This window comes from Streptomyces fodineus, assembly GCF_001735805.1.
Classification (GTDB): Bacteria; Actinomycetota; Actinomycetes; order Streptomycetales; family Streptomycetaceae; genus Streptomyces; species Streptomyces fodineus.
Window position 1 is genome coordinate 3,311,111 of sequence record NZ_CP017248.1, and the last position, 22,937, is coordinate 3,334,047.

Genomic DNA, 22,937 nt, shown 5'->3' on the forward strand with positions numbered 1-22,937 from the left:
GCGGGGCCCCGCCGAGGAAGGGCTGTGCGCGAGAGGGCTCGGTACGCTTCCGCTGTGGCCGCCCGGACGACCCGGGCCGTTCCTGACCGACCGTTCGTCCTGGAGCCGGTATGACCACACCGCAGGATCTGTTCCTCGTCAGTCTCGATGTGCCCGGCGATCACCCCGTCGAGCAGGGTGATCTGTCGCTGGCGCTCGCTGGGGCCGAGTTGATCGACCTGCTCGGGGCTCGGGCGCTCACCCTGGAGGGGGAGAACATCGTGCCCGGTCCCGTGCTGACCACCGGTGACCGGATGCTGGACGAGGCCGGGGCCGCGCTCGTGCGGCAGGAGCCGTACGAGACGGTCGAGGACTGGCTGTGGCGGCGGGGAGAGGGGCTGGCCACCGCCTATCGCGATGTCCTGGACCGCGCGGGGCAGCTCTCCGGGAAACGGCATCGCTGGCCGCGCCGGGGCGACAAGGCCGCGGCGGCCGACACCCCGGCCCGGCGGCACGCGGCCGATCGCTGGTGGTCCCGCGAGCCGGTTCTCGCCTCTCTCGCCGCCACCCTGGGCATCCAGGGCGAACACCCGTCCGAGGAGGAGCCCGGCGAGGAGGCGGTCGTCACCGTCCTGGTGGCGGTCGGCGACGCGGTGACCGAGCTGGAGGCCGTACGCGAGCGGCGGCGCATCGAGAACGTGGCCTTCGACAACATCTGGCGGGCCCCCTGAACCCAGGGAAAGGACCTAGCGGAAGTAGGGGCCCGGTGATCTGCGGACCGGCTGGCCCACTCCCAGCAGGTTGCCCTCGCTGTCCCGGAACCAGGCGCCCCGCTCCCCTCGTGCGCCCTTGCTCGGGTAGTTCCCCTCGATCTCGGCGATGCCGTCCCGGGTACGCATGCCGGGCACGTCGACCTCCTCGAAGACCACGCCCCGGCGCCGCAGCTCCGCCACGACCGCGTCGAGGTCGTCCACCTCGAAGGCCATCTGGGTGAACGTGCCGGACGAGGTCCCGGTGGAGCGGAAGATCGCGAAATCGCTCCCGCCGCAGCGGTACAGCAGCCCGCCGGGGCGTTCGTCCACCGGTTCCAGGCCGAGCTTCTCGGCGTAGAAACGCCGGGCCCGCTCCAGGTCCCCGGCGGGCAGCCGGGTCGCCACGCGGGCCCGGGACAGCAGGTCGGTCGCGTCTGTGCTCATGCCTCCACTGTGGCTACTGCGCCGGTTCCACGCCCGCCCGCAGCAGCCCGTAGGCGTACGCGTCCTCCAGGGCCTGCCAGGAGGCGGCGATGACGTTCTCCGCGACGCCGACCGTGGACCACTCGCCGGCGCCGTCGGAGGTGGAGATCAGCACGCGGGTCGTGGAGGAGGTGCCGTGCTTGCCCTCCAGGATGCGGACCTTGTAGTCGACCAGCTCCAGCTTGGCGAGCTGCGGGTAGATCTTCTCCAGGGCCACGCGCAGCGCGCGGTCGAGGGCGTTGACCGGGCCGTTGCCCTCGGCCGTGGCGACGATCCGCTCGCTCTTGGCCCACAGCTTCACCGTGGCCTCGTTGGCGTGGGTGCCGTCGGGGCGGTCCTCGACGATGGCCCGCCAGGACTCCACGTCGAAGTACTTCAGCGGGCGGCCCTCGACCTCGGCCCGCAGCAGCAGCTCGAAGCTGGCGTCCGCCGCCTCGTACGTGTAGCCCTTGAGCTCGCGCTCCTTCACCCGCTCGACCACCCGGCCGACCAGCTCCCGGTCACCGCCGAGGTCGACGCCGAGCTCCTTGCCCTTGAGCTCGATGGAGGCGCGGCCCGCCATGTCGGAGACCAGCATCCGCATGGTGTTGCCGACCTGCTCGGGGTCGATGTGCTGGTACAGGTCCGGGTCGACCTTGATCGCGGAGGCGTGCAGGCCGGCCTTGTGCGCGAAGGCGGAGACGCCCACGTACGGCTGGTGGGTGGAGGGGGTCAGGTTGACCACCTCGGCGATGGCGTGCGAGATCCGGGTGGTCTCGCGGAGCTTGCCGTCGGGCAGCACCTTCTTGCCGTACTTCAGCTCCAGGGCGGCGACGACCGGGAAGAGGTTGGCGTTGCCGACGCGCTCGCCGTAGCCGTTCGCGGTGCACTGCACGTGGGTCGCGCCCGCGTCGACGGCGGCGAGCGTGTTGGCGACCGCGCAGCCGGTGTCGTCCTGGGCGTGGATGCCGAGCCGGGCACCGGTGTCGGCGAGGACCGTGGCGACGACCGCGTGGATCTGGGCGGGGAGCATGCCGCCGTTGGTGTCGCAGAGGATCACGACATCGGCGCCGGCCTCCGCCGCCGAACGGACGACCGCCTTGGCGTACTCGGGATTGGCGCGGTAGCCGTCGAAGAAGTGCTCGCAGTCCACGAAGACCCGGCGGCCCTGCTCGCGCAGGTACGACACCGTGTCGCGGACCATCTCCAGGTTCTCGTCCAGCGTGGTGCGCAGCGCCAGTTCCACATGCCGGTCGTGCGACTTGGCGACCAGGGTGATCACCGGGGCACCGGACTCCAGCAGGGCCCTGACCTGGGGGTCCTCGGCGGCCCTGGCACCGGCCCGGCGGGTGGCGCCGAAGGCGACCAGCTGGGCGTGTTTGAAGTCGATCTCCGCCTGCGCACGGGCGAAGAACTCGGTGTCACGGGGGTTCGCACCCGGCCAGCCGCCCTCGATGAAGCCGACGCCGAAGTCGTCCAGGTGCCGTGCGATGGCGAGCTTGTCCGCGACGGTGAGGTTGATGCCCTCGCGCTGCGCGCCGTCGCGCAGCGTGGTGTCGAAGACGTGGAACGAGTCGTCGAGCTCGCTGGTTGCCGTCTCGGTCATGGTCTCAAGGCTCCTGATTGTGAATCTTCGGTCTTACCGGAATGACCGGCTCCACCGTCCCCCCAATGGTCCCTCGCGCTGTCGCTCTCCCGGCTGAAGGTGGGCCGGAAAACGAAAAAACCCCTCGCGGGTGCGAGAGGTCTGCGCGCGGGTCGAGGACGACGATGGCCACCCGCACCTGGTCGTACGAGGTGGTCACTGCGGACCGGCGCGCCTGCTGCCCATAATCATGGCGAACGAGAGCACGGGGGAAGTCTGGCACAACCCTGCCCCCGGCTCGCCGCCCGTCTCAGGATGCGGTCGTCACACTGGAATTCGTACGGTCCCTCACCCGGGCCAGGTCCAGGTCCTTCGTCTCCCGCATGGTGACGTACACCACCAGGGAAACGGCGGCACAGCCCGCCACGTACCAGTAGAAGCCGGACTCGATCCCGGCCTTCTTGAACCACAGCGCGATGTATTCCGCGGTGCCGCCGAAGAGGGCGTTGCCGATGGCGTACGGCAGGGCCACACCGAGGGCGCGCACGCCGGTCGGGAACAGCTCGGCCTTCACACAGGCGTTGATCGAGGTGTATCCGGTGACGACGACCAGCGCGAGCAGGGCGAGTCCGAGGGCCGGCCAGTAGCCGTCGGCGTGCTTGAGCAGGGTCATGATCGGCACGGTGAGGAAGGTGGAGCCGACCGCGAAGGTGATCAGCAGCGGGCGGCGGCCGATGCGGTCGGAGAGGGCGCCGGCGAGCGGCTGGAGCGCGGCGAAGACGATCAGCGCGGTGAAGGAGACGAGGGTCGCCGTCTGCTTGGACAGGCCCGCCGAGTTGGAGAGGTACTTGGTCAGATAGGTGGTGTACGTGTAGTACGCGACCGTGCCGCCCATGGTGAGGGCGACGACCAGGAACGCCTCCCGCCTGTGCTGCCACAGGGCGCGCAGGGTGCCGCGCTGCCCGGCGTGCGAGTCGTCCTCCTCGTACACCTCGCTCTCCGGCATGCTGCGCCGCAGATAGAAGATGACGGCGGCGCCGAGCGCACCGACGACGAACGGGATGCGCCAGCCGTAGCTGTGCAGCGCGCCGTCGGACATGGTCCGTTGCAGGATGATCTGCAGGCCGAGGCCGGCGATCTGGCCGGCGGTCATGGAGACGTACTGGAAGCTGGAGGCGAACCCGCGCTTCTTGGGGTCCGAGGCCTCCGTCAGATAGGTGGCGCTGGCCGCGTACTCGCCGCCCACCGACAGTCCCTGCAGCAGCCGGGCGACGAGCAGTACGAGAGCGCCGCCGTAGCCGGCGACCGCGTAGGTCGGGGCGACGGCGATGAGGACCGCCGAGGCCGACATCAGCGTGACGGTCAGCGTCAGCGCCGCCTTACGGCCCTTGCGGTCGCCGACCCGGCCCAGCAGCCAGCCGCCCACGGGGCGCATGAAGAAGCCGACGGCGAAGATGCCGGCGGTGCTCATGAGCTGGGCGGTGGGGTTCCCGCTCGGGAAGAACGCGCCGGCGAAGTAGGTGGCGAAGCTCGCGTACACGAACCAGTCGAACCACTCGACCATGTTCCCCGCCGAACCGACCCAGATCTTCTTCCAGTGTTGTCGTCCCATGCGGCGGTACATGCCCGGCGGCGCAGTGGACGATTCCTTCGCCCGGCTAGGAGACTACGAGCGCATCCTCGACGAACTCCCGTACATGCGCCAGGACTTGTTCACGATCGGTACCGCGCAACCCGATGGCGACGTGAATGGAGAACCCGTCGAGCAGCGCGCGCAACCGCGCGGCGAAGCGATCGGCGTCCACCCGCCGGAACTCCCCGCGGGAGATGCCCTCGGCGATCAGCGCGACCAGGTCGCGATGCCACGCGCTCTCGATGGCGGCCTGCCGGAGGCGGGCCTCGTCGTCGGCGTTCTGCGAGCGGTTCCACACCTCCAGCCACAGCGTCCAGTGCGGATCGCGGTGGCCCTCGGGGACGTACAGGTCGACGTAGGCGGACAGCCTCTCCCGCGCGCTCCCGGGGCCGGCGAGCAGCCGGCCCCGCTCCGCGCCGAGCCGGCCCTCGCTCCACTCCAGGGTCTGCAGCAGCAGCTCGTCCTTGGAGCGGAAGTAGTAGAGGAGATGGCCGCTGCTCATCCCCACCTCGCGGCCGAGCGCCGCCATGGTGAGCTTCTCCAGACCGCGCTCGGCGATCATGTCCATGGCGGCGGCGAGAACGTCCTCGCGGGGCGGGGCGGGGGTACGGCGGCGGGGGGAGGGGGGCTCGGTCATGCCGGGACCCTTCGTACGGCGTCGGGGACGAACCGGGTCGCGTACTCGCTGGTGCAGTCCGCGGCCGCGATCGCCGCCTGCGCACCGCACACGCGCACCCGGTTGACGCCGTGCTCCCCGTCGGGACCACAGCAGCCTATGCCTCGCATGACGTCGGGATGGGCATGCGGCAAGGGGTCGACGGCGTAGGTGCCCCGCGGCATCGATGCCGCAGGCCGGCGCAGTCCGGCGGATCCGGCCAGGCCGTCCCATCCGCAGGGCTCGGGGATCTCGGCGAGGAGCCGGACCGGGTCGGTCGGTCGGTGGCCGCACGCGGCACACAGCAGTACATCCACGCGTATGTTCTACCTGAACGCGGGTGTCACCGGACCTTCGGCTGCTGCTGGGTGATGCAGTGGATGCCGCCCCCGCCCGCGAAGATCGGACGCGCGTCCACCAGGGTCACCGTCCGCTCGGGGAAGAGGCGGCGGAAGATCCCGGCGGCGATCTCGTCACGCGGGTCGTCGAAGCCGCACAGCACCAGGCCGCCGTTGCAGAGGTAGTGGTTGATGTAGGAGTAGTCGGCCCAGTGGCCGTCGGCCTCCAGGACGGTCGGCGCGGGCACCTCCACGACCTCCAGGGCGCGGCCCCGGGCGTCCGTCTGGGAGCGCAGGATGCCGATGACCTCCTTGGTGACCTCGTGGTCGGGGTGGGCCGGGTCCGGCTGGGAGTGCGCCACCACGACGCCCGGCCGGGCGAAGGCGGCCACGATGTCGACGTGGCCGAGGGTGCCGAAGCCGTGGGGCGGATAGTCGCCGGTGAGGCCGCGCGGCAGCCAGATCGCCTTCTGTGTGCCGAGGTGGGCGTGGATCTCGGCCTCGACCTCCGCCTTCGACCAGTGCGGGTTGCGCTCGGGGCCGAGCTGCACGGTCTCGGTGAGCAGCACGGTGCCCTCGCCGTCGACGTGGATGGCGCCGCCCTCGTTGACCAGCTTCGAGGCGTACGTCTTCGCGCCCGCGAGGTCGCAGACATACGCGGCGATCTTGGCGTCGTGCTCCCAGCGGGCCCAGTCCTGGGCACCCCAGCCGTTGAACGTCCAGTCCACGGCGGCCAGTTCACCCTGGCCGTCGGTCAGGAAGGTGGGACCGATGTCCCGCATCCAGGCGTCGTCCAGGTCCCGCTCGACGGTGTCGATGCCGGGGCCGAGCAGGGCCTGCGCCTGCGCCGACTGGCCGGGACCGCACAGGACCGTCACCGGCTCGAAGCGGCGGATCGCGCGGGCCACTCTCGCCCAGGCGACGCGGGAGGCGGCGAGGTCGTCCGGGTCGTCGAAGGTGGGGTTGGGGCCCGGCCACGCCATCCAGGTGCGCTCGTGCGGGGTCCACTCGGCGGGCATACGGAAGCCGTCGGCGGCGGGGGTGGTCATATGAATTCCCGGGTTCTTGTGTCAGGGGGTCAGAGGAAGTAGAGGCGGTTGAGGGAGACGGTCTCGGCGGGCTCGGAGCGCAGCGGGTCGCCGTCGAGGGTGACCAGGCCGGTGCGCCGGTCGACGTCGACCGCGCCGATCCGGGCGTTCAGCCGCAGGTCGGCCGGGCCGATGCCCCGGGTGCCGCGCACGGCGACCCGGCGGCGGCGGGTGGGCATCGTGTCGCTCCCCTGGTCCACGGCGGCCTGGGCGACGAACGCGACGGAGAGGTCGGCGGCGGTGGCGCCGTACGAGCCGAACTGCGGGCCCAGCACGAGGGGTTCGCAGGTGTCGGTGGCCGCGTTGGGGTCGCCGACCACGCCGTACGCCGGGAAGCCTGCCTTGAGGACGAGCTGCGGCTTGGCCCCGAAGTACTCCGGGCGCCACAGCACGATGTCGGCGAGCTTGCCGGTCTCGATCGAGCCGACCTCGTGGGAGAGGCCGTGGGCGATGGCCGGGTTGATGGTCAGCTTGGCCATGTAGCGCAGGACGCGGGCGTTGTCGTCGCCCTCGCCGTCGCCCTCCAGGGGGCCCAGCTCGGCCTTCATCTTGCCGGCCATGGCGAACGTACGGCGGACGGTCTCGCCGGCGCGGCCCATGCCCTGGGCGTCGGAGGAGGTGATGCCGATCGCGCCCAGGTCGTGCAGCACGTCCTCGGCGCCCATCGTGCCGGCCCGGATGCGGTCGCGGGCCATGGCGGCGTCGCCGGGCAGGTCGGGCTTGAGGTCGTGGACGGAGACGATCATGCCGTAGTGCTCGGCGACCGCGTCCCGGCCGAAGGGCAGGGTGGGGTTGGTGGAGGACCCGATGACGTTCGGGACACCGGCCATCTTCAGCACGTTGGGCACGTGTCCGCCGCCGCAGCCCTCGATGTGGAAGGCGTGGATGGTGCGGCCCTGAAGCACCTTCAGGGTGTCCTCCACCGACAGGCACTCGTTCAGGCCGTCGCTGTGCAGGGCCACCTGGACGTCGTGTTCCTCGGCGACGCGCAGGGCGGTGTCCAGGGCGCGGGTGTGGGCGCCCATGTCCTCGTGCACCTTGAAGCCGCTCGCCCCGCCCTCGGCCAGCGCCTCGATCAGCGGCGCCTCGTGGGAGGACGAACCCCGGCCCAGGAAGCCGATGTTGACCGGCCAGGCGTCGAAGGCGTTGAAGGCGTGCTTGAGGGCCCAGGGGGAGTTGACGCCGACGCCCCACACCGGGCCGAACTCCTGCCCGATGACCGTGGTCACGCCGGAGGCGAGGGAGGCCTCCATGATGCGCGGCGACAGCAGATGGACGTGGGTGTCCACGGCCCCGGCGGTGGCGATCAGCCCCTCGCCGGAGACGATCGAGGTGCCCGTGCCGACGACGACATCGACGCCGTCGAGGGTGTCGGGATTCCCGGCGCGTCCGATGGCGCAGATCCGGCCTTCGCGGATGCCGATGGACACCTTGCGGATGCCCTGCACCGGGTCGATCACGACGACGTTGCTGATGACGACGTCACAGGTCTCGCGCACGGCGGCTGCCTTGAGGTGCAGTCCGTCGCGGGCGGTCTTGCCGAAACCGGCCAGGAACTCGTCGCCGTAGCGCTGGGAGTCGGACTCCACCCGGATCGTGAGCCCGGAGTCGCCGAGGCGGATGCGGTCGCCGGCGCGGGGGCCGTGGGTCGCGGCGTAGGCGTGCGGGTCGATGTGGATCGCCCGGCTCACCTCTCGTCCCTTCGAGCGGCTCATCGCTGCCTGCCTCCGTTCCTCGTCGCTCCCAGGTATCCGCACGCGGCGGCCCGGCGCAGGGCCTCCTCCTTCGCTCCGGGCGCGTCCAGCGGCCCGTCGACCAGTCCCGCGAAGCCGATCGCGATGCGGTCGCCGCCGATCGGCACGAGCCCGACCTCCTCGCTCTCGCCCGGTCCGAACCGGACCGAGGATCCGGCGGGTACGGCGAGCCGCATGCCGTAGGCGGCGGCGCGGTCGAAGTCGAGGCGCGGGTTGGCCTCGAAGAAGTGGAAGTGGGAGGTGACGGAGACCGGCACGGTCGCCGTGTTGGTGACCGGCAGCCGTACGACCGGCTCCGGCTCGGCGTGCTCGGGCCCCGGCAGCAGCGCACCCGGAGCGTCCTGCCCCAGGCCGGTGCCGATGGGGTCGGACACCACCGCGAGCCGGGAGCCGTCGTCGAAGACCGCCTCGACCATCACCTCGGTGACGACGTCGGCGACCCCCGGCAGCACGTCCCTGGGGCCGAGCACGGACCGGGCCGCCTCGATGGCCTCGGCGAGCCGCTTGCCGTCCCTCGCGGCCTCGCAGACGGTGTCCGCGATCAGCGCGGTCGCCTCCGGCACGTTCAGCCTGAGGCCGCGCGCCCGGCGGGCCCGGGCCAGCTCGGCGGCTCCGAAGAGCAGCAGCCGGTCACGTTCCGTGGGGGTCAGTCTCATCTCGCGGCACCTCCTTGCCATCCCCAGATTAGAACAACACTCTAAACACAGAATTCGTGAAACAGAAGCATTGACTGGAGGCGAAGCTTCACAGACATTGAACGTCGCTCAAACTCTCTGGCGGTAAGTCGAAGGAGACCCGGCCATGCCGATAGAACAGCGCGGAGTCGACACCATCCCGGACGAGGAGCGGACCAGTGGTCCGCGCGACCTCGCCTCGATCCTGCTCGGCTCCAACCTCTGCCTCGGGGTGATCATCTTCGGCTGGCTGCCGCCGTCCTTCGGGCTCGGCTGGTGGGCGTCGGTGAGCGCGATCGTCGCGGGCACGGTGATCGGCGCCCTGTTCACGGCGCCGCTGGCCCTGGTCTCGCTGAGCACCGCGACCAACCTGTCCACGTCCTCCGGCGCCCAGTTCGGGGTCCGGGGCCGGCTGGTCGGCTCGATCGTGGGCCTGCTGCTCGCCCTCGGCTACACCGCTCTGACCGTGTGGATCGGCGGGGACGTGATGATCGGCGTACTGGGCCGGATGTCCGGGCTGCCTGCGGACGGGGCGTCGTACGCCGTCGTCTACGCGGTGCTCGCCGCGGCCACCGTCGCGGGCGCGGTCTACGGCTACCGGGTGCTGCTCGCCATGTCCCGGGTCCTCGCCGTCGGCATGACCGCCCTGCTGGCCCTCGGGATCTTCGCCTACGCCCCGCAGTTCGCCACCTCGGCGCTGCCCGGCGCAGGGGGCCTTCTGCTGGGCTCGTTCTGGCCGACCTGGCTCCTCGCGGCGGTGGCCGCGGGGCTCTCCGGCCCCATCGCCTTCATCACCCTGCTCGGCGACTACACCCGCTACATCTCGCCGTCCCGGCACTCCGGCCGCCGGGTGCTGCACGCCACCTGGCTCGGCCTGGTCCTCGGTCTGCTGGTGCCGCAGCTCTTCGGCACCTTCACGGCGTACGCGGCGCGCGCGGCCACCGACTACGCGGGCCCGCTGGTCACCGCCTCCCCCACCTGGTACCTGGTCCCGCTGCTGCTGTCCGCGTCCGCGGGTTCGGTCGGCAACGCCGGTCTGATGCTGTACTCGATGGGCCTCGACCTCGACGCGATCCTGCCCAGGGCCTCGCGTGCCCGCGCCACCCACACGGTCGCCGTCGTCGCCACGGCCTGCGTGTTCATCGGCCACTACGCCTGGAACGCGCAGTCCGCCATGACGTCCTTCGTCCTGCTGCTCACCGCCATCGGCACCCCGTGGGCCGTCATCACCCTCATCGGCTTCGCCCGCTGCCGCGGGGTGTACGACGCGGACGCCCTCCAGGTCTTCAACCGCCGTTCGCGGGGCGGGATCTACTGGTACCGGGCGGGCTGGAACGTCCGGGCGACCGTCTCCTGGGCACTGGGCGCCGGCGTCGGCCTGCTGGCCGTGTCCCTGCCGTCGTACCAGGGCCCGCTGCTGCACCTGACCGGCGGGGTGGACTGCAGCTTCGTGCTGTCGGGGGCGGTGGGCGGGGCGGCGTACCTGCTGCTGACGTCAGCCGGCCGGCGCCCCGAAGGGGCGCGGGGAACCGCGCGACCGGCCACAACGGCCACGCGGACGCCCGACGCCCCCTCCCGGCACTTCGAACCGCGCCCCTAACCGATCTTGTACATCCAGCCGTGCTTGTCCTCGGCGGTACCCCGCTGCAGGTCGAGCAGGGCCTGGCGCAGCCGAAGGGTCACCTCACCCGGCTCTCCACCGCTCTGCTTCCACTCGGCACGGGCCCGCTTCACCGTGCCGACCGGGGTGATCACGGCCGCGGTGCCGCAGGCGAAGACCTCGGTGAGGGTGCCGTTCTCGGAGTCGCGCTGCCACTGCTCGACCGAGACGCGGCCCTCCTCGGACTCGTAGCCGAGGTCCCGGGCGACGGCCAGCAGGGAGTCACGGGTGACGCCCTCCAGGATGGAACCGGTCAGCGTGGGCGTGATGATCTTGTTGCCGTACACGAAGTACAGGTTCATGCCGCCGAGTTCCTCGACCCACCGGTGCTCGACCGCGTCGAGGTAGCAGACCTGGTCGCAGCCCTTGGCGGCGGCCTCGGCCTGGGCGAGCAGGGAGGCGGCGTAGTTGCCGCCGGTCTTGGCGTCGCCCATGCCGCCGGGGACGGCGCGGACGCGGTCCTCGGAGACCCAGATCGACACCGGCCGCACACCGCCCGGGAAGTACGCGCCGGCCGGGGAGGCGATCACGATGAACAGGTACTCGTTGGCGGGCTTGACGCCGAGACCGACCTCGGTGGCGATCATGAACGGGCGCAGGTAGAGGGACTCCTCGCCGCCGTGCGCGGGCACCCAGTCCATGTCCTGCCGGACCAGGGCGTCACAGGCCTCGACGAACGTCTCGACCGGCAGCTCGGGCATGGCGAGCCGCTTGGCGGAGCGCTGGAAACGCTTGGCGTTCTGGTCCGGGCGGAAGAGGGCCACCGAGCCGTCGGGCTGGCGGTAGGCCTTCAGGCCCTCGAAGATCTCCTGGGCGTAGTGCAGGACGTTGGTCGCGGGGTCGAGGGGGATCGGCGCGTACGGAACGAGCTGGCCGTCGTGCCAGCCCCGGCCCTCGGTCCACTTGATCGTCACCATGTGGTCGGTGAAGTGGCGGCCGAACCCGGGGTTGGCCAGGATGGCCTCGCGCTCGGCGGCGGCGAGGGGGCTGGCGGAGGGCTTGAGCTCGATCGTGGGCGTCGTCATGAGTGATGTGTCCTTCACCGGTTGTCGTGACGGGCCGCGCTCACGCCCCGTCACTGCGACTCGCCAGTGTTAGGACGTCCGAGCTTTCCCTCATACCGCGGCTCCGCGTCCGATTATCGCCCGGAGGCTGCGGCGGAAGGAATGGGGGTGAAAGCGGCCCAGGGGTCGATGGTGGCACCCGGCGGGGACATGCGAAAGCCGCCGGGTGCTCGTGCGACCCGGCGGCTTCTCGTGGTGGAGCGCCGGGTCAGCCGGCTACTCGGGCGGCGAGCGCGTCGCCGATCTGCGAGGTGCTGCGGGCACCCAGCGCGGCGCGCTCGGTGAGGTCCGCGGTGACCGCGGCGTCGATGCGGTCGGCCTCGCCGTCGTAGCCGAGGTGGCGCAGCAGCAGGGCGACGGACAGGACCGTGGCGGTGGGGTCGGCCTTGCCCTGGCCGGCGATGTCGGGCGCGGAACCGTGGACCGGCTCGAACATCGAGGGGAACTCGCGGGAGGGGTTGATGTTCCCGCTCGCGGCCACGCCGATGCCGCCGGAGACGGCCGCGGCCAGGTCGGTGATGATGTCGCCGAAGAGGTTGTCGGTGACGATCACGTCGAACCGGGCCGGGTCGGTGACCAGGTAGATCGTGGCCGCGTCGACGTGGATGTAGTCGGTGCTGACCTCGGGGAACTCCTGGGCCACCTTGTTGAAGATGTTCGTCCACAGGTGCCCGGCGAAGGTCAGCACGTTGTTCTTGTGCACCAGCGTGAGCTTCTTGCGCGGGCGGGCCTGGGCGCGGGCGAAGGCGTCGCGGACCACGCGCTCGACACCGAAGGCGGTGTTGACCGAGACCTCGGTGGCGACCTCGTGCTCGGTGCCCTTGCGGATCGTGCCGCCGTTGCCGGTGTACGGGCCCTCGGTGCCCTCGCGGACGACGACGAAGTCGATCTCCGGCTGGCCGGCGAGCGGGGTGGCCACACCGGGGAGGAGCTTGGACGGGCGCAGGTTCACATGGTGGTCGAAGGCGAAGCGGAGCTTGAGCAGGAAGCCGCGCTCCAGGACGCCGGAGGGCACCGACGGGTCGCCGATGGCGCCGAGCAGGATGGCGTCGTGCTGCTTGAGCGCGTCGAGGTCGGCGTCGGTGAGGGTCTCACCGGTGGCGTGGTAGCGCCTGGCGCCGAAGTCGTACTCCTTGGTCTCCAGCTTCACATCCTGCGGCAGGACGGCGGAGAGGACCTTGAGACCCTCGGACACGACTTCCTGTCCGATGCCGTCCCCGGGGATCACTGCGAGATCGATGCTGCGAGACATGCGGGCACCCTACTCCTCGTCCCAGGTGATGACACGAGCCGTCCGCCATATGGACGACGGGGCGGCGACGTGGACGTGGACGGCATCGGACGGGGGCTCAGTGGCCGCTCTCGCCGCCGTTGTCGCGGCGGTCGAGGGCGCGCTGGAGGGCGGCGGCGGCGTTCTTTCGGTCGGACTCGCTCGCACGGGACACGTGGCGGACTCGGCGGCGGACGGTCGTCTCGGCCATGGGAATCGACTCCTTCGGCACAACGGAGCACGGCAATGAGGGGTTACGAGACGCCGGATGGGGCGGGGAGCCGAGGGCCGCAGGGGTTGCCTGCACCGGGCCCGGCTCACGACCGCCATTCGCTTGATCGAGCGAGACGTTCGGCTCCTACAAAACTAAGCGAGCGGCGACGTTCTGTCTGCACAATTACTCGGACTTCCTACTATCTGAGACGGCGACTCGTGTCACACCGCCCTGAGCTGGGCCTTCGTGCGTCCGGGGGGTGGTCCGCCCGAGGGACCGCAGGGTGCGGACCAGGGCCCGTACGGCGGTGGCGGCGGCGCCCGGTCCCCGCACGGCACATGGGTTACGGCGCGGCCTTCGACTACCGCACGGCCCCGGCGGCCGACGGGTTCGACCGGATCGTGGGACGGCAGGCCGACGCAGCGTCAGGCGATGTCTCCGTCGCGCCAGTCGAGGACGAGCTCCGCGGCGGGGTCGAGCGGCCCGGCCAGCGCGGGCCGCACATACATGTCCCCCTCCTCCTCGGGCAGCCGCACGATCCCGTCCGGCGAGAGGGCGTGCACCCGACCGCCCCACCGCTGCCAGCCCCGGGCGGTGTACAGCGGGGCCCCCGCCTCGCTCGCCGAGAGCGCACCGAGGTCGTAGGCCCGGTCGATCACCCGCTCCAGCTCCCCCATCACCCGGCCACCGAGCCCGGTACGCCGCGCGTCCGGCCGTACGGCGACGGCCTCGACGTATCCGGCGCGCAGCCAGCGCCCCCGGTGCCGGATGCGCCGCATCACGACGGACCCGTGCGCGGCGAGCCCGGCCCGGTCCTGCAGGAGCACATGCATCCCGCCGAGCCCGTGCTCCCAGTCCTGCTCCGAGAATCCGCCGCCGAAGGCCTCGTCCAACAGGGCGCGGGCGGCGTCGAGTTCGGCCGGTTCCAGATCGGCGGTGTGGGCGAGGCGCAGTCGGAGGGTCATGGCCCCACTATCCCTCGCCCGGCGGGCGTGGGGCAGGGACCCGGCGAGGGAGTCGACGGCCGTGCGGGGGCGCAGGTCGCGTGCGTCGTTCAGGGCCCTGCCGCACGCGTGGTTGATCCCGAACCACGGATCGGCCATGTGCTCGGCATGCTCCAGGGCGCGCTCGCGGTCCTCGAACTCGGCCGGCCACTGGAGCACGGCCCGCTCCCGCTCCCGGTCCGGCCGGTCGCTCAACTCCTCCCAGCGGTCGAGGCGTTCGCAGGGCCATGCGGTCGAGCCCGAAGTGCCGTCGTGCGGCGTCGAGGCCGGCCACGAAGCGCTCGGTCGTCCAGGGGCCGTCGCACGGCTCGGAGCGGCCGCAGCCGCGCTGGTCCCAGCGGACGACCGCGGTGACACCGGCCGGCAGCTCGGCGACCTCGCCGAACATGTCCCACAGGCCCGGCCCGCCGTGGCACGGCACGAGGGGATCGCCCTCCCCGCCCGATCGTCGCGCCCACAGTCGTACGCCGTCGTCGGCCGTCACCGTCATGGGCCCGGTGTGGCGGACGGGGACGGCGGACGGGGATTGGCAACGGGCCGGGAAGCCCGCTCCTGCGGCAGGCTTCCCGGCCCGTGTTCGTGGGGGCTGATCAGCCCATGTGCGGGTAGGTGTAGTCGGTCGGCGGGACCAGCGTCTCCTTGATGGCGCGGGTCAGGGTCCAGCGCAGCAGGTTCTGCGGGGCGCCGGCCTTGTCGTTGGTGCCGGAGGAGCGGCCGCCGCCGAAGGGCTGCTGGCCGACGACGGCGCCGGTCGACTTGTCGTTGATGTAGAAGTTGCCCGCCGCGTAGCGGAGCTTCTCCATCGTGTACGCCGCCGCCGCGCGGTCGTTGGCGACGACCGAGCCGGTGAGGGCGTAGTCGGACACCGACTCCATCTGGGTCAGCATCTCGTCGTACTGGTCGTCCTCGTAGACGTGCACGGCGAGGAACGGGCCGAAGTACTCGGTGCGGAAGACCTCGTTCTCCGGGTCGGAGCACTCGACGACGGTCGGGCGGACGAAGTAGCCGACCGAGTCGTCGTAGGTGCCGCCCGCGACGATCGTGCAGGCCGGGTCCTCCTTGGCACGGTCGATCGCGGCCTTGTTCTTGGCGAAGGCACGGTCGTCGATCACGGCGCCCATGAAGTTCGACAGGTCGGTGACGTCACCCATGGTCAGGTAGTCGACCTCGGCCGCGAACTCCTCCTTGAAGCCGCTGTTCCAGATCGACGCCGGGATGTACGCCCGGGAGGTCGCGGAGCACTTCTGGCCCTGGTACTCGAAGGCACCGCGGGTCAGGGCGGTCTTCAGAACGGCACGGTCGGCGCTCGGGTGGGCGACCAGGAAGTCCTTGCCGCCGGTCTCGCCGACCAGGCGCGGGTAGGAGCGGTACTTCTCGATGTTGTTGCCGACCGTCTTCCACAGGTACTGGAAGGTCTTGGTCGAGCCGGTGAAGTGGATGCCGGCGAGGTCGCGGTGCTCCAGCGCGACCTTGGAGACCTCGATGCCGTCACCGGTGACGAGGTTGATGACGCCCTTGGGCAGCCCGGCCTCCTCCAGCAGCTGCATGAGCAGCACGGCGGCGTGGGTCTGCGTCGGGGACGGCTTCCAGACGACGACGTTGCCCATCAGCGCGGGCGCGGTGGGCAGGTTGCCCGCGATGGCGCTGAAGTTGAACGGCGTGATCGCGTAGACGAAGCCCTCCAGCGGGCGGTGGTCCAGGCGGTTCCACACACCCGGGGAGTTCGCCGGGGGCTGCTCGGCGAGGATCTGCCGGGCGTAGTGGACGTTGAACCGCCAGAAGTCGATCAGCTCGCAGGGGGTGTCGATCTCGGCCTGCTGGGCGGTCTTGGACTGGCCGAGCATGGTGGACGCGGCGATCGTCTCGCGCCAGGGGCCGGCCAGCAGCTCGGCGGCGCGCAGGATGATCGCGGCGCGGTCGTCGAAGGACATCGCGCGCCAGGCGGGCGCGGCGGCGAGGGCCGCGTCGATGGCGTCCTGCGCGTCCTGCTGGGTGGCGTGCCGGCCGGTGCCGATGACGGCCTTGTGGTTGTGCGGCTGGACCACCTGGAAGCTCTCGCCGCCGCCGAGCCGCTTCTCACCGCCGATGGTCATCGGCAGCTCGATCGGGTTCTCGGCCAGCTCCTTGAGCTTGACCTCCAGACGGGCACGCTCGGGAGAGCCGGGGGCGTAGCCGTGCACCGGCTCGTTGACGGGGGTGGGGACCTGGGTCACAGCGTCCATGGATCCGTAACTCCTTTGACTTGAGCGGGTGTTCGGTTCAGCCCTTGCTGACCATCGAGCGGAGGAAGAACCGCAGGTTCGCCGGCTTCTCCGCCAGACGGCGCATGAAGTAGCCGTACCAGTCCGTGCCATAGGCGGTGTAGACGCGCATGCGGTGACCCTCGGCGGCGAGCCGCAGGTGCTCGTCGCTGCGGATGCCGTACAGCATCTGGAACTCGTACTCGTCGAGTTTGCGGCCGGCCTTGTGGGCCAGCTCCTGGGCGATGGCGATCAGGCGCGGGTCGTGGGACCCGATCATCGGGTACCCCTCACCCTCCATCAGGATCCGCAGAACACGGACGTACGCCTTGTCTATCTCGTGCTTCTGCTGGTAGGCGACCTCGGCGGGCTCCTTGTAGGCGCCCTTCACCAGGCGGACGCGGCTGCCGGAGGCGGCGAGGCGGCGGGCGTCGGCCTCGGTGCGGAAGAGGTAGGCCTGGATGACGCAGCCGGTCTGCGGGAAGTCCTTCCGCAGCTCCTCGTGGATGGCGAACATCGAGTCGAGGGTGGTGTGGTCCTCGGCGTCCAGGGTGACGGTCGTACCGATGGCCGCGGCGGCCTCGACGACCGGGCGGACGTTGGCGAGGGCGAGCTCGTGGCCGCCTTCGAGTGCCTGGCCGAACATGGACAGCTTGACGGACATCTCGACCCGCTCGCCCAGCTCCAGCTGCTCGAGGTGCTCGATCAGCGCCAGGTAGGCGTCCCGGGCGGCGGTGGCCTGCTCCGGGGTGGTGATGTCCTCGCCGACGACGTCCATCGTCAGCTCCAGGCCCTTGGCCGTCAGGTCCTTGATGATCGGCACGATGTCGGCCACGGTCTCGCCGGGGATGAAGCGGTCGACGACCTGCTTGGTCACCGGGGCCGCCGAGATCAGGCGTCGCATCCGGTCGCTGCGCGACGCGGCGAGAATCACGGGACCCAGCACGGGGCACCTCCACAGACAAGCACCAAATACGGCCGTCACCCGACGATTCGGGTACGGCACGGAGAACCACCGTGAAACCTAAGGATCTCTCCGATCGTGAGCCATCGACAGCTGTCACGCATCCCTGCCCCGGATCTCAGACAGATGTATGAAGGCCGTCGGAAAATGAGGGAGAATGCCCGAGTGGCGGCGGATTTCAAGGCTTTCAAGGGTGACTACCAGGAGCTGGTGGACGAGATCTCGGAGCTGCTCGGGGTCCCGGCGACGCTGGAGAACCGCGACTTCGAGCTGATCGCCTTCGGCGCGTACGACAGCGACGACGAGCTGGACGCTTCCGCACTGGACCCGGTGCGCACCCGTTCGATCCTGACCCGGCGCTCCACGGCGACGGTCCGGTCCTGGTTCGAGGGCTTCGGCATCACCCGCGCGACCGGCCCGGTGCGGATCCCGCCGAGCCCCGAGGCGGGCGTCTACCGTGGCCGGATCTGTCTCCCCGTACGCCATCGGGGTGTCGTCCTCGGCTACGTCTGGCTGCTGGACGGCGATCCGGGGCCGACGGACGCGCAGTTGGCCGCGGCGATGGAGGTGGCCGGCCGGATCGGCGCGCTGCTCGCGGACGAGGCGGAGGCCGGGGCCGGGCTGAGCCGGGAGCTGCGGGCGGTGCTGACCGCGGAGCGCGGCTGGCAGCGGGACATGGCGGTGGCCGAACTCCGCACCGCCCTCGGCTCCCGCGCGGACGGCCCGCTCACCCTTGTCTGTGTCGCCCCCTGGCCCTCGGCCGACCCGGACGACGCCCCCGCCGCCCGTACGATCCCCCACGCCACGGCGCTGTGCACGCTGCCGTGGGGAGCGTCGGCGCAGAGCCTCGCCCTGCTGGTACGGCTGCGCACCACGGAGGTCGGCACACCGGCACTGGCAGCGGCCACACGGCTGCTGAAGGAGGCCGAGGGGGCGCGGGGGGCCGGGGCGGCGGGAGGAACGGCTCGCGGGGCCGGGACGGGAGCAGGCGTGGCGGCGCCGGGTAACACGGCGCGCGGGGCCGGGGCGCGGGCGGCAGCGGCGGCAGCGGCGGCAGCGGCGGGACTCACGGGGGCGGCCGGGGCCGCCGGAGGCGCCGGAGGCGCCGGTGCGGGGATCGCCGCCGGGGTCGGCGATCCCCGCACCGGGCTCGCCGATCTGGGCACGGTCTGGCAGGAGGCGCAGGCCGCCGCGCGGGCCGCACTGGCCGAGCCGCGGTTCGGACCGGTCGCCCAGTGGGCGCGGATCGGACCGTACCGGTTCCTGACGGCGCTGCCGCCCCAGGCCGCGCACGACCCCGTCGTCGGCCCGCTCCTCACCCCCGCCCACCGCGAACTGGCCCACACCGCCGAGGTCTACCTGGACTGCGCGGGCCAGGCCGGCCGCGCGGCCGCCGCGCTGGGCATCCACCGGCAGACCCTGTATTACCGCCTGTCCCGGGTGGAGCAGCTGACAGGGCTGGACCTGGACGACGGGGAGGACCGGCTGCTGCTGCACATGGCGCTGAAGCGGGCGCGGCTGGGCACCGCGGCCCCAGGCTGAGAAGCGCGGCACCTCACCGGGCGCCCGCGCTCGTCGATGCGATGATCCGCCGCAGTCCCTCCGTCAACTGCCCGGCGGTGGTGGCCGAGTCGGGGTCGAAGAGCCACTGGACCATGAGGCCGTTGAGGAGGGTCAGATAGAGGCGGCCCTCGGTGTCCACGGCCTCCTGGTCGAGCTCGGCCTCCGGAACACCGCTGAACATGGCCACGAGCCCGGAGCGGCCCTCCTTCTGCGCCTCGGCCAGGAGCTTGCGCACCTCCACGAGCCGGTCGTCCTGGAACATCAGCTCGAAGCTCAGCATCCAGATCGCCCGTGACTCGGGGACGGTCCGGATGATGCTCGTCCACACCTCCTGGAAGCGCTCCAGCGACCCCGGGGGCTGCGTCACCTGCCCGCCGAGCCCCGGGTCGAACCTCTCCCCCACGCCCTCGATCAGCGAGACGTAGGCCTGCACCAGCAACTCGGCCTTCGAACCGTAGTGGTAGCCGATCGACGCCAGGTTGGTCCCCGACTCCTTGACGATGTCCCGCGCGGTCGTACGCAGGAACCCCTTCTCCAGCAGGCAGCGCTTGGCGCCTTCGAGCAGATCCTCACGGTGTCCCATGCGCACCACCCTACCGCCGATCCATACGAGCGTCCTAGACAGACGACTTATACATTCGTTCTAGACAATCGTTTAAGACGCCCGTACAGTCGCTGTCATGACGAACTCGACGAGCACAACCGCCTCCGTCGGCGCCGACGGCGCCGCCCCCGCCCGCGCCGGTCGACGCGAATGGACCGCTCTCGGTGTGCTGATGCTGCCGCTGCTGCTGGTCTCGATGGACGTGTCGGTGCTGTACTTCGCGACCCCCGCGATCAGCGCGGACCTGCACCCGAGCGGCACCCAGCAGCTGTGGATCTTCGACGTCTACGGCTTCGTCCTGGCCGGCCTGCTGATGACGATGGGCTCCCTCGGCGACCGCATCGGCCGCCGCAAGCTCCTCCTGACGGGCGCCGTCGCCTTCGGCGGAGCCTCGCTCCTCGCGGCCTACGCGAACAGCGCCGAGACCCTCATCGCGGCCCGCGCGATCCTCGGCATCGGCGGCGCGACCCTGATGCCGTCCACGATGGCGCTGCTGCGCACGATGTTCACCGACCCCGGCCAGCGGGCGAAGGCGATCGGCCTGTGGTCCGGTGTGATGACCGGCGGTATCGCGCTCGGCTCGGTGATGAGCGGCATCCTGGTCGAGCACTTCTGGTGGGGCTCGGTCTTCCTGGTCAACCTGCCCGCGATGGCCCTGCTGCTGCTCCTCGGCCCGGTGCTGCTGCCGGAGTCCAGGGACCCGAACCCCGGGCGTTTCGACTGGCTGAGCGTTCCGCTGTCGATGGCCGCCGTGCTCCCCGTGATATACGGCCTGAAGGAGATCCCCTCCGAGGGCTGGCACCCGCTCTACGTCGTCTCGATCGCCGTCGGCCTGCTCTTCGCGGCCCTGTTCGTCCACCGGCAGCGCACCAGCGCCTCCCCGCTGGTCCCACCGGCCCTGCTGAAGGGCCACGGCTTCACCCCGGCGCTGGTCCTGAACCTCGTCGCGGCCCTCGCCATGATGGGCTCGGCCATCTTCACCACGCAGTACCTGCAGTCGGTCCTCGGCAAGAGCCCGCTGGCGGCCGCCCTGTGGAGCCTGCTGCCCTCGGTGTTCATCGGCTTCGCCGGTCCGGTCACCGCACAGCTCGTACAGCGGGGCGTCAAACGGGGATACGTCGTCGCCGGCGGCTTCGCGGCCATGGCGGCCGGTTACTCGATGCTCGCCCTCGTCGGCACCGACTCGCTGTGGCCGGCGCTCGCCGGGGCCGGCGTCCTCGCCTGCGGGATGGTCGCGATCGTCTCCCAGCTGACCGACCTGGCCATGAGCGGCGCCCCGATGGAGCGGGCGGGTACGGCCTCCTCCCTGCTGGAGACCAGCGCCGAGTTCGGCGGCGCCCTCGGCATGGCGGTGCTCGGCTCCATCGGTACGGCGATCTACCGCCACGACATGCCGGCCACCGCCCCGGCCGCCGCCCGCCAGACCCTGGGCGACGCCCTCGCCACGGCGGCCCGGCTGCCCGGCCGGACCGGCGAGTCCCTCCTGACCACGGCCCGCGAAGCCTTCACCAGCGGGATGCAGGGCGCGGCGATCGCGGGGGCGGTGCTGGTGGCGCTCGCGGCGGTGGGGGCGGCGGTGAGCCTGCGGAAGATCGAGGTCGGCGACGACTAGGGGAAAGGAAAACGCCGGACGGGCTGACTTTCGTCAGCCCGTCCGGCGTTTGCGGATGTGTCAGACGAGGTTCACGGAGCGGGCGGACGTCGCACCGATCTCCGAGGCCACCTCGGCCAGCACGCCGGAGGACACCGTGTCGTCGACGGTCAGCACCGCCAGCGCCTCGCCGCCCACCGCCGCGCGAGCGACCTGCATGCCGGCGATGTTGATGCCCGCCTCGCCGAGGATGCGGCCGACGGTGCCGACGACACCGGGACGGTCCTCGTAGCGCAGCACGACCATGTGGTCGGCGAGCGCGAGGTCGACGTCGAAGTCACCGACCGCGACGATCTTCTGGACGTGCTTCGGGCCGGCCAGCGTGCCGGAGACCGACACCTCCTCGCCGCCGGCGAGCGTGCCGCGCACGGTGACGACGTTGCGGTGCTCGGCCGACTCGGAGCTGGTGGTCAGCCGGACCTCGACGCCCCGCTCCTGCGCGAACAGCGGCGCGTTGACGTAACTCACCGTCTCGTCCACGACGTCCTCGAAGACGCCCTTGAGCGCGGACAGCTCGAGGACCTTCACGTCGTGCTGGGTGATCTCGCCGTAGACCTCGACGTCCAGGCGGTGCGCGACCTCACCGGCGAGCGCGGTGAAGATACGGCCGAGACGCTCGGCGAGCGGCAGCCCCGGCTTGACGTCCTCGGCGATGACACCGCCCTGGACGTTCACCGCGTCCGGCACCAGCTCACCGGCGAGCGCCAGGCGCACCGACTTGGCGACCGCGATGCCCGCCTTCTCCTGGGCCTCGTCGGTGGAGGCGCCGAGGTGCGGGGTGCAGACGACCTGGTCCAGCTCGAACAGCGGGGAGTCGGTGCACGGCTCCTTGGCGTACACGTCGAGGCCGGCGCCGGCGACCCGGCCCTCCTTCAGCGCCGCGTACAGCGCCGCCTCGTCGACGATGCCGCCGCGCGCGGCGTTGACGATGCGCACGCTCGGCTTGACCTTGCGCAGCGCCTCGTCGCCGATGAGGCCGAGGGTCTCGGGGGTCTTGGGCAGGTGGACGGTGATGAAGTCGGAGACCTCGAGCAGCTCGTCCAGGGACAGCACCTTCACGCCCATCTGGGCGGCGCGGGCGGGCTGGACGTAGGGGTCGTAGGCGACGACCTTCATGCCGAAGGCGGACATGCGCTGGGCGACCAGGGCGCCGATGCGGCCGAGGCCGACGACACCGAGGGTCTTCTCGGCCAGCTCGACGCCCGTGTACTTGCTGCGCTTCCACTCGCCGTTCTTCAGCGCGGCGTTGGCCTGCGGGATGTTGCGGGCGGAGGCGAGGATCAGACCGCAGGCCAGCTCGGCGGCGGTCACGATGTTGGAGGTCGGGGCGTTGACGACCATCACGCCGGCCTTGGTGGCGGCGGAGACGTCGACGTTGTCCAGGCCGACGCCGGCGCGGGCGACGACCTTGAGCTTCTTCGCCGCGGCGATGGCCTCGGCGTCGACCTTCGTGGCGGAACGGATCAGGATCGCGTCGACGTCGGCGATGGCGGGGAGCAGTTCGGCTCGGTCGGCTCCGTTGGTGTGCCGGATCTCGAAGTCCGGGCCGAGTGCGTCCACGGTCGCGGGCGACAGCTCTTCAGCGATGAGTACGACAGGTTTCGAGCTCACGTGAGGTCCTCACAAGTCCAGAGCATGCGGACGGCCGTCCCGACGGCCGCAGGCGGAGGAGGGGGGCTAGCCGCGGAAGACGCACGACGCTGTGGGCCTGACGCGTGTTGTGCAGCAGTCTAGTGGCGTGTCGGCGGCCGTATTGCGCCTCCACGGAAGGATCACCCGGACG

20 protein-coding genes are annotated in these 22,937 nt (G+C 71.2%); 4 read left to right on the plus strand and 16 right to left on the minus strand.

The window, feature by feature from the left end; translation table 11 throughout:
• Positions 1-110 precede the first annotated feature (110 nt).
• A complete protein-coding gene (locus BFF78_RS13425; RefSeq protein WP_069778544.1) occupies positions 111-710 on the plus strand; it encodes a GOLPH3/VPS74 family protein in 600 nt (199 codons plus the stop codon).
• A gap of 15 nt (positions 711-725) precedes the next feature.
• On the opposite strand, the gene BFF78_RS13430 is transcribed toward BFF78_RS13425, so the two are convergent.
• The 8 genes from BFF78_RS13430 to ureA all read right to left on the minus strand — a co-directional run bounded on the left by BFF78_RS13430 (position 726) and on the right by ureA (position 8,902).
• Positions 726-1,175, minus strand: a complete 450-nt coding sequence (locus BFF78_RS13430) for a VOC family protein (protein ID WP_069778545.1) — start codon at positions 1,173-1,175, stop codon at positions 726-728.
• A 13-nt stretch (positions 1,176-1,188) separates the two neighbouring features.
• Positions 1,189-2,799, minus strand: a complete 1,611-nt coding sequence (cimA, locus tag BFF78_RS13435) for a citramalate synthase (RefSeq protein ID WP_069778546.1) — start codon at positions 2,797-2,799, stop codon at positions 1,189-1,191.
• A gap of 289 nt (positions 2,800-3,088) precedes the next feature.
• Positions 3,089-4,390, minus strand: a complete 1,302-nt coding sequence (locus BFF78_RS13440) for an MFS transporter (protein ID WP_069783550.1) — start codon at positions 4,388-4,390, stop codon at positions 3,089-3,091.
• Positions 4,391-4,436: 46 nt separating this feature from the next.
• Positions 4,437-5,048, minus strand: a complete 612-nt coding sequence (locus tag BFF78_RS13445) for a TetR/AcrR family transcriptional regulator (protein ID WP_069778547.1) — start codon at positions 5,046-5,048, stop codon at positions 4,437-4,439.
• Positions 5,045-5,383 (minus strand): hypothetical protein, encoded by a 339-nt coding sequence (locus tag BFF78_RS13450; protein WP_069778548.1) that lies wholly within the window; start codon positions 5,381-5,383, stop codon positions 5,045-5,047. Before BFF78_RS13450 ends, BFF78_RS13445 begins: the two co-directional genes overlap by 4 nt.
• A 26-nt stretch (positions 5,384-5,409) precedes the next feature.
• Positions 5,410-6,453 carry an agmatine deiminase family protein gene (locus BFF78_RS13455; RefSeq protein WP_069778549.1) on the minus strand — a complete coding sequence of 348 codons (1,044 nt, stop codon included), beginning with the start codon at positions 6,451-6,453 and terminating at the stop codon, positions 5,410-5,412.
• Between the two features lie 29 nt (positions 6,454-6,482).
• Positions 6,483-8,207 carry an urease subunit alpha gene (locus BFF78_RS13460; RefSeq protein WP_069778550.1) on the minus strand — a complete coding sequence of 575 codons (1,725 nt, stop codon included), beginning with the start codon at positions 8,205-8,207 and terminating at the stop codon, positions 6,483-6,485.
• Positions 8,204-8,902 carry an urease subunit gamma gene (ureA, locus tag BFF78_RS13465; protein ID WP_069778551.1) on the minus strand — a complete coding sequence of 233 codons (699 nt, stop codon included), beginning with the start codon at positions 8,900-8,902 and terminating at the stop codon, positions 8,204-8,206. Before ureA ends, BFF78_RS13460 begins: the two co-directional genes overlap by 4 nt.
• Positions 8,903-9,047: 145 nt before the next feature.
• Between ureA and BFF78_RS13470 the strand changes: the two genes are divergently transcribed.
• On the plus strand, positions 9,048-10,520 hold the full coding sequence (locus BFF78_RS13470) for a cytosine permease (protein WP_069778552.1): 1,473 nt from the start codon (positions 9,048-9,050) through the stop codon (positions 10,518-10,520).
• On the opposite strand, the gene BFF78_RS13475 is transcribed toward BFF78_RS13470, so the two are convergent.
• From BFF78_RS13475 to BFF78_RS13495, 6 genes are all read right to left on the minus strand, one after another.
• Entirely contained in the window at positions 10,517-11,605 is a 1,089-nt protein-coding gene (locus tag BFF78_RS13475) for a branched-chain amino acid aminotransferase (RefSeq protein ID WP_069778553.1), read from the minus strand. The two genes, BFF78_RS13470 and BFF78_RS13475, sit on opposite strands and share 4 nt — an antisense overlap.
• Positions 11,606-11,852: 247 nt before the next feature.
• Positions 11,853-12,896, minus strand: a complete 1,044-nt coding sequence (locus tag BFF78_RS13480) for a 3-isopropylmalate dehydrogenase (RefSeq protein ID WP_069778554.1) — start codon at positions 12,894-12,896, stop codon at positions 11,853-11,855.
• 97 nt (positions 12,897-12,993) lie between these two features.
• Positions 12,994-13,125 (minus strand): hypothetical protein, encoded by a 132-nt coding sequence (locus tag BFF78_RS49340; RefSeq protein WP_099054859.1) that lies wholly within the window; start codon positions 13,123-13,125, stop codon positions 12,994-12,996.
• Between the two features lie 428 nt (positions 13,126-13,553).
• Positions 13,554-14,093, minus strand: coding sequence for a GNAT family N-acetyltransferase (locus BFF78_RS13485; protein WP_069783551.1), 540 nt, complete (start codon positions 14,091-14,093; stop codon positions 13,554-13,556).
• A gap of 629 nt (positions 14,094-14,722) precedes the next feature.
• Complete coding sequence (gene pruA, locus BFF78_RS13490; protein WP_069778555.1) at positions 14,723-16,354, minus strand: L-glutamate gamma-semialdehyde dehydrogenase; 1,632 nt, start codon at positions 16,352-16,354, stop codon at positions 14,723-14,725.
• A 37-nt stretch (positions 16,355-16,391) separates the two neighbouring features.
• Positions 16,392-17,318 carry a proline dehydrogenase family protein gene (locus tag BFF78_RS13495; protein ID WP_069778556.1) on the minus strand — a complete coding sequence of 309 codons (927 nt, stop codon included), beginning with the start codon at positions 17,316-17,318 and terminating at the stop codon, positions 16,392-16,394.
• Between the two features lie 165 nt (positions 17,319-17,483).
• Here BFF78_RS13495 and BFF78_RS13500 point away from each other — a divergent pair, with 165 nt between their 5' ends.
• Positions 17,484-18,878, plus strand: coding sequence for a PucR family transcriptional regulator (locus BFF78_RS13500; protein ID WP_193433451.1), 1,395 nt, complete (start codon positions 17,484-17,486; stop codon positions 18,876-18,878).
• Between the two features lie 13 nt (positions 18,879-18,891).
• Here the strand turns inward: BFF78_RS13500 and BFF78_RS13505 are convergent, their stop codons facing one another.
• The gene (locus BFF78_RS13505) at positions 18,892-19,482 is read right to left on the minus strand and encodes a TetR/AcrR family transcriptional regulator (RefSeq protein WP_069783552.1); all 591 of its coding nucleotides are present in this window, start codon (positions 19,480-19,482) and stop codon (positions 18,892-18,894) included.
• Positions 19,483-19,579: 97 nt separating this feature from the next.
• Here BFF78_RS13505 and BFF78_RS13510 point away from each other — a divergent pair, with 97 nt between their 5' ends.
• Positions 19,580-21,115 (plus strand): MFS transporter, encoded by a 1,536-nt coding sequence (locus tag BFF78_RS13510; protein ID WP_069778558.1) that lies wholly within the window; start codon positions 19,580-19,582, stop codon positions 21,113-21,115.
• A gap of 60 nt (positions 21,116-21,175) precedes the next feature.
• Here BFF78_RS13510 and serA read toward each other — a convergent pair whose 3' ends face one another.
• A complete protein-coding gene (gene serA / locus BFF78_RS13515; protein WP_069778559.1) occupies positions 21,176-22,765 on the minus strand; it encodes a phosphoglycerate dehydrogenase in 1,590 nt (529 codons plus the stop codon).
• Between the last annotated feature and the right edge of the window lie 172 nt (positions 22,766-22,937).